The sequence below is a fragment of the Wolbachia endosymbiont of Drosophila leontia genome (genome assembly GCF_028981785.1).
GTDB lineage: Bacteria > Pseudomonadota > Alphaproteobacteria > Rickettsiales > Anaplasmataceae > Wolbachia > Wolbachia pipientis.
Genome location: NZ_JAPQLK010000066.1, coordinates 1 through 6584 on the forward strand (window position 1 = coordinate 1; position 6584 = coordinate 6584).

8 protein-coding genes, 1 tRNA gene and 1 pseudogene are annotated in these 6584 nt (G+C 36.0%); 8 read left to right on the forward strand and 2 right to left on the reverse strand.

Annotated features, from left to right (window positions below):
• Positions 1–157 precede the first annotated feature (157 nt).
• From OZD63_RS02110 to sucD, 4 genes are all read left to right on the forward strand, one after another.
• Positions 158–231 (forward strand) — tRNA-Pro (locus OZD63_RS02110).
• Positions 232–430: 199 nt separating this feature from the next.
• The gene (rpsU, locus tag OZD63_RS02115) at positions 431–631 is read left to right on the forward strand and encodes a 30S ribosomal protein S21 (RefSeq protein ID WP_275008001.1); all 201 of its coding nucleotides are present in this window, start codon (positions 431–433) and stop codon (positions 629–631) included.
• Between the two features lie 37 nt (positions 632–668).
• Positions 669–1820, forward strand: coding sequence for an ADP-forming succinate--CoA ligase subunit beta (gene sucC, locus OZD63_RS02120; RefSeq protein ID WP_274979798.1), 1152 nt, complete (start codon positions 669–671; stop codon positions 1818–1820).
• A 3-nt stretch (positions 1821–1823) separates the two neighbouring features.
• On the forward strand, positions 1824–2699 hold the full coding sequence (sucD, locus tag OZD63_RS02125; RefSeq protein ID WP_274979799.1) for a succinate--CoA ligase subunit alpha: 876 nt from the start codon (positions 1824–1826) through the stop codon (positions 2697–2699).
• 8 nt (positions 2700–2707) lie between these two features.
• Here sucD and dapF read toward each other — a convergent pair whose 3' ends face one another.
• Positions 2708–3496: a diaminopimelate epimerase gene (dapF, locus tag OZD63_RS02130; RefSeq protein ID WP_275008007.1), complete on the reverse strand. Its 789-nt coding sequence runs from the start codon at positions 3494–3496 to the stop codon at positions 2708–2710.
• Entirely contained in the window at positions 3477–4064 is a 588-nt protein-coding gene (locus OZD63_RS02135) for a nitroreductase family protein (protein WP_275008003.1), read from the reverse strand. Before OZD63_RS02135 ends, dapF begins: the two co-directional genes overlap by 20 nt.
• An 85-nt stretch (positions 4065–4149) precedes the next feature.
• Between OZD63_RS02135 and OZD63_RS02140 the strand changes: the two genes are divergently transcribed.
• The 4 genes and pseudogenes from OZD63_RS02140 to OZD63_RS02155 form a co-directional block, all read left to right on the forward strand.
• Complete coding sequence (locus OZD63_RS02140; RefSeq protein WP_275008004.1) at positions 4150–4677, forward strand: biotin transporter BioY; 528 nt, start codon at positions 4150–4152, stop codon at positions 4675–4677.
• Positions 4674–5063: a DUF1284 domain-containing protein gene (locus OZD63_RS02145; protein WP_006279825.1), complete on the forward strand. Its 390-nt coding sequence runs from the start codon at positions 4674–4676 to the stop codon at positions 5061–5063. Before OZD63_RS02140 ends, OZD63_RS02145 begins: the two co-directional genes overlap by 4 nt.
• Positions 5064–5231: 168 nt before the next feature.
• Positions 5232–6107 carry a tetratricopeptide repeat protein gene (locus tag OZD63_RS02150; protein WP_264707461.1) on the forward strand — a complete coding sequence of 292 codons (876 nt, stop codon included), beginning with the start codon at positions 5232–5234 and terminating at the stop codon, positions 6105–6107.
• A gap of 277 nt (positions 6108–6384) precedes the next feature.
• Positions 6385–6584: pseudogene (locus OZD63_RS02155) on the forward strand (IS5 family transposase); the annotation flags it as partial.

Consider the following 6584-nt stretch of genomic DNA (forward strand, 5'->3'; position numbering starts at 1 on the left):
CAGCTTGCAAATGATTGTCCTTTCCTTCATTTCTCTCCTATTACGAAGATTTTAAACAGGTTCTAAGATAATATTAAATCTCATATTATATTTTTTCTAAAGTAAACAAATGAATCTTGCATTTTGCCTGAGTTATTGATACTCTGAGTAAAGAAGTCGGGGCGTAGCGCAGCCTGGTAGCGCATTTGGTTTGGGACCAAAGGGTCGGGAGTTCAAATCTCTCCGCCCCGATGTTGGTATAATTGTAAGAACGCTGTAACATAAGAGCAATCTCCATCAGTAAGCAAGTAGCTGACACTGGAGTGACATTATTTACCATGTGAATTATGGCATATTACATTTTAACGCTCAAGTTTATAAAATAATTGACAATGTTAATTTTCTAATTTACAAATAGATTTTGAAATGATTACCGAAGGAGGTATAGAGTTTGATAGAAGTATCAGTCCATTATGGTGATGTAGACAGAGCTCTTCCAGTATTGAAAAAAACAATTCAAAAGGAAGGAAGAGGGTTGAAAATGAAAAAACAATATCATGAAAAAAAATCAGAAAAAAGAGCTAAAAAGAAAGCTGAAGCTAAAAACAAGAGGTACCAACAAGAGTGCAGAAGGCAACGTTATGGTTGGTAGTTTGTACTCAAGTTAATAGTTTATCATTGGTTATTTTATGAATATTCACGAATATCAAGCGAAAGAAGTTTTGCATAAATTTAATGTCCCAGTGCCAAAAGGTTTTGTTGCTACATCTGCAGAAGAAGTAAAGACTCAAGTGAGTCAATTAAAATCTGACGTGTTTGTAGTTAAAGCTCAAATTCATGCAGGTGGTAGGGGTAAAGCCGGTGGCGTAAAGCTAGCAAAGTCAGTTGAAGAAGCTCAACAGTTTGTAAAGGACATGATTGGTATGACTTTAGTTACTCATCAAACAGGGCCAAGCGGGCAGCAAGTAAGAAAAGTGTACGTTGAAGAAGCCTCAAGCATTAAGGAAGAGTATTATTTAAGCCTGGTAATCGACCCGAAGCTCAGTAGGCCAATATTCATATTTTCCTCAGAAGGTGGAGTGGACATCGAAGAAGTGGCAAAAAATTCTCCTGCAAAAATTGTGAAATTTGATATTGATCCTGCTACAAGTTTTGATAGCAGCAAGTTAAGCAGCAGTTTTCATTTGAGTCCAGAACAAATAGAAAAGATATCGAACATTGCAAAAAAAATATATGATGCGCTTATTGCAACTGATGCGAGCCAAATTGAAATTAATCCACTGGTTAAAACAAATTCTGGAGATTTTATTGCGCTCGATGCAAAAATTAATTTCGATGATAATGCTTTATATCGTCACCCAGAAATTATGGAACTTCGTGATTATGATGAGGAAGTGAAAGAAGAGATAGAGGCTTCAAAGTATGGGCTCAGTTACATCAAAATGGATGGCAGTATTGGTTGCATGGTAAATGGTGCAGGTCTTGCTATGGCAACAATGGATATAATAAAATACTACGGAGCAGAGCCTGCTAACTTTTTGGATGTTGGTGGTGGAGCGAGTAAAGAAACTGTAACTGAAGCATTTAAAATCATATTGTCTGATAGCAACGTAAAAGGAATTCTGGTTAACATATTTGGTGGTATAATGCGTTGCGATATTATCGCAAGTGGAATTGTTGCGGCTGCAAAAGAAATGAGCATTAAAGTTCCTCTAGTGGTTAGATTATCAGGTACTAATTTTGAAGAAGGAAAAAAAATTTTAGAAGAGTCAGGATTAAATATTATTGCTGCAGATGAGCTAGATGAAGCTGCGCAAAAGATAGTAAAAGAGGTAAAATAAAGCATGTCCGTTTTAGTAAACAGAGATACAAGATTAATATGCCAGGGTTTTACTGGTGCACAAGGCACATTTCATTCAGAGCAAGCAATTGATTACGGAACGAAAATGGTGGGAGGTGTAACTCCTGGAAAGGGTGGGAGCACTCACCTTAATTTACCGGTTTTTAATACTGTAGCAGAAGCCAAAGAAAAAACCGGTGCAAATGCTACAGTTATATATGTACCTGCTAAATTTGCTGCTGCTGCAATACTTGAAGCAATAGATGCAAAAATAGAATTGATAATTTGTATTACAGAGGGCATTCCTATACTTGATATGGTGAAAGTTAAGCGTGCGCTTATCGGCTCAAAAAGTCGATTGATTGGTCCCAACTGCCCGGGAATTATTACACCTGAAGAATGCAAAATAGGAATTATGCCTGGCCATATCCATAAGCGTGGACACATAGGAATTATGTCTCGCTCCGGAACTTTAACTTACGAGGCAGTAGCACAAACAACCGCTGTTGGTCTTGGTCAATCCACATGTATCGGAATTGGGGGAGATCCAGTTCATGGTATGACATTTGTTGACTGTATGGAGCTCTTTTTAAAAGATGACGATACTCATGGTATTGTAGTTATTGGTGAAATAGGTGGAAACGAAGAAGAAGATGTATCACATTTTGTAAAAACAGAAAAAACTAAAAAGCCAATCGTTGGTTTTGTAGCAGGCCAAACGGCACCTCCAGGAAGACGTATGGGACACGCTGGAGCAATCATCTCTTCCAGCGGTGGAAGTGCTGGTGCAAAACTAGAAGTTATGCGGAGCGCTGGAATTGCAATTGCTGAAACCCCTGCAGTAATTGGTAAGAAGGTATTGGAAGTAATGCATCACTAGAATTAGGGTCACAAAAACCCTATATCACCGGTCATGAATACGTTATTTGCCCATTCGATTAATAACTTGCCTCCTGGTAAATTTACTGAAGTCTGTTGGGCAAACAGATATCCACGTAGTGTGGATGCAACAAGTGCTGCACAGGCTGCACTACCGCATGATGCAGTAATGCCTGTACCTCTTTCCCAAACTCTTAAAGCTATTTCTCCAGACTTTTCAACTTGTGCAATACTAACATTAATTTTCCGAGGAAATAATGCGTGATTTTCTAGCGTTGGTCCTAAATTTCGCAATGGTATTTCACTTATGTTATCAACAAAAAAAACTATGTGAGGATTGCCAATATTTACTGCAACAGGATCTTTTAGCATTTCAAGCTCTATAGGTAAGTGAAGAGTGTCACACTCAGTAGACAAGGGAATTTCATGCCATTTTAGCAAAGGTTTACCCATGTTAACCTTTATGGATTTATCACCCACTTTAAAACACTCTAAAATGCGTTTGCTTGTTAGCTCAATAATGGAGTATTCAGCACCTTTTTCTGACATTATCAAATATCCAACACAGCGTGCTGCGTTTCCGCACATTTCAGCTCGACTGCCATCGGCATTATAGATATGCATAAAACAGTCTGCAGCATTAGACATTGTTATAATTATCACTTGATCACAACTGCTTCGATCAGCAATTTGTCTATGGTTCCAGTCTAAATTGTTTGTTGAACGTGAGTCTATGATAACGAAATTGTTACCAGTGCCGTGCATTTTGATAAAATTTTCAGAATTTTGGCCACTCATCATAAAAAAATATTTCTTCTATTGGTCTTCTTTTCTTCTTACTTGTTTCAGCACCCTCTTCTTCGTAACCAACCGCTATCACTGACATTACGTTAAAGTCATTGGGTATATTGAACTCTTTCACTATTTTATCTCTATTAAATCCACCCATTTGATGGGCCATTAAGTTCATAACTGCAGCTTGTAACATAAGTCCATAATTTGCTGCACCAGTATCATGATTAGCCCAAAGATTTTCTCCTTTACCTTGTTTACGGAAGTTTTTAGCACTTAAAGATATGATTAACACTTGTGCATCTTTTGCCCATTTTTGATTAGATTCATCAAGGCAATTTAGCAGCTTCTCCCATGCGCTTTGATTGTTCTGTTTGTTGCATATCACATATCTCCAAGGTTCATCACCAAAACATGAGGGAGTCAGCCTTACAGCTTCCATTAAAATATCCATGTCTTCCTGAGATATTGCTCTTGTAGGATCGTATGAACGTCCGCTGTGTCTTGCTTTCATCAACGATAATAGATCTTGTTTACTCATCATTTTTAATTTAATAGTGCATAAATAATTCATTGTAGCACAATATAAGCAAAATTTAAATTGCAAAACCTCTCATACACATATACTACATTTAATAAGTTATTTTTATTGGGAAGGTATGTTTATAACACAATCTAGCAGCAGATCAACACTGGCTGAAATATTGTCTTGCGTTTTACTTTTATTCTTGATGGCTCAAATAAGTATACCATTGCAGCCTGTGCCTATCACATTGCAAACTTTAGGAGTAATGCTTATTGGGCTTAAATTTAACCGCAGAACAGCATTCTATTCTGTGCTTACATATCTATCACTTGGTGCAGCAGGATTGCCTGTTCTTGCGAAATTTTCTGGTGGTTATCACGCTCTTCTTGGACCAACCGGTGGATATTTAATTGGCTGTTTAGCTGCTGTTGTGGTAATGAGCAAAGTAAATGAATTACTGAACCCTAAATATAAATCATTTGTGTGTAATTCTTTAAGTTGTCTGGCTGGTACAGTTGTAATCTTTATTTGTGGTGTTAGTTGGCTTGCTGTTTACTTGGGTCTGGGACAAGCAATAATGGTGGGTGTTTTACCATTTATCCTTCCTGGTTTGGTAAAAATTTTTCTACTTGTAGCAGCTTTGCAATATTTGAAAAAATGATAAAATTCCGCCCTCATCATTTCATGTGCACCCTCGCGTTTCGGGGATATGGGTATTCTCAGGGTTTTGTAGAAAATTATAAAAGGATAGCAAGCAAAGTAATTAGTACTCAAATCGAAGTAGTTGGTAACCTTGATAATATCTGTAGTGCTTGTCCAAATCAGACTAAACAAGGTAAATGCACCACACAAGCTAAAGTTTTAGAGCTAGATAGAAGGCATATGGAAATTTTAGGAATTAAAATTGGCGAGACTTTAACTTGGAATGAGGCAGTAAAAAAGATTAGGGAGAAAATGTCTTTAAAGAAATTCGAGTACGCATGTGAGGGGTGCAACTGGCAGCCATATGGAATATGTAAAAATGCCCTTTTAAATCTACAAAGGTAGTTGACAAAATGTTAAGATAAATTGAAGCATTTTTGTGGAAATAAAGCGAAATATGGAAGACAAAAGATAAATGCATTCTGAAAAGCTACACAGCATGTTCGTCCCGCTAATTAATAATATCTTTATTATTGTATGAGATAGGTAATTTAGCATTTATGAATTTGTAATGTGTTACGCATAGCTCAAAGAAATAAGGTTTACTGGTTACACGCTGCAGCCAATGCCACAACACTAGGACCTATGTTTATCTGCATGTTAATTTGCGTTGTGATTTTATGGAGGTCTTCTGTTACCTATGCTAGTGAAAATTTGGAGATACAAAAGGCCTTCGATAGTGTTGTCAAGCATATAAAAGCTGATAAAAAATATAAAGATCTTGATGTTATTGAGAGAAAAAGTGACAAATTTAATATCAAAATTTCGCAGAATTCTGGCAAGAGTTTTGACATATACTCTACTTTAAAAAAAGCAAAAGATTCCTTTGAATCAGGAGATAATGAAGCAGCTATTTCTCTCCTTAATCAGATTATCGCAAAATTTCCTTATCATAAAAATGCTTTAATTGGATTGGGAAATATTTATTACGCTAATAAAGAATACAAAAAAGCTGTAGAGATTTACACAAGACTGTTAAAAGAACACCCTAGTAACCCTTACATATTAAAAAATTTTCTGACGATAATCTCACAATATGATCCTGATCTGGCGTTGAGTGAAATGTTAAAATTGTATGATATACATAAAAATTATGCTCCTTTATTAGCAAATTTAGGTCTGATCTATATGAAAAAGGAGGATTATGTAAAAGGTAAAGAGTATATGATAACTGCTATTTCCCTCGATGAAAACAATATTTTTTATACTTATAATTTAGCTGTTATTCTAGATAAACTTTCAGATTTTCAAAATGCTACAATATTCTACTTAAAGTTGTTAAACATGGCTACAACTTCGAAAGATGTGAGTGAAAAAATACCTTTATACAAAGTGACAGCAAGACTAAAATTTATAAAACTTCACAGCACGCACCCAAAGATTTCATAAAAGCTTATAGCTTACCTAAAGCTAATTTATCGTATCTGTTCAAGGGAGTGGCTAATGTGCAAATATTGAAGCAAAGTGTGTGACACACAGCTGTACGAACATTTGTTTGCAAAGGTAATTTGCACAACAAATGCATAACTGTACGAACATTGTGATTTTGGCCCATCAGATCTCAGTGCGTGACACTGGGATGGCTTTGTTGCATAGGAACTGAAAAAATCTGGTGGCTACTGACAAAATTCATTATAAAATAGCCATTTAACCTTGAAAGAAAAATATGCCACAAAAAATGAGGGTCAGTAACCATAGCGAATATAACAAATTTCCAGAAAAAAGAGGAAGTATTTTTCATTATATCAACGAAGCCATAGAAAAGTGGTACGAGAATGGTCCAAAAATACCAGGTGGCAACAATATTTATAGCGATAAAGTTGTAATTTTGGTGCACATAATAACTTGTTTATTTAGAATAGGCCT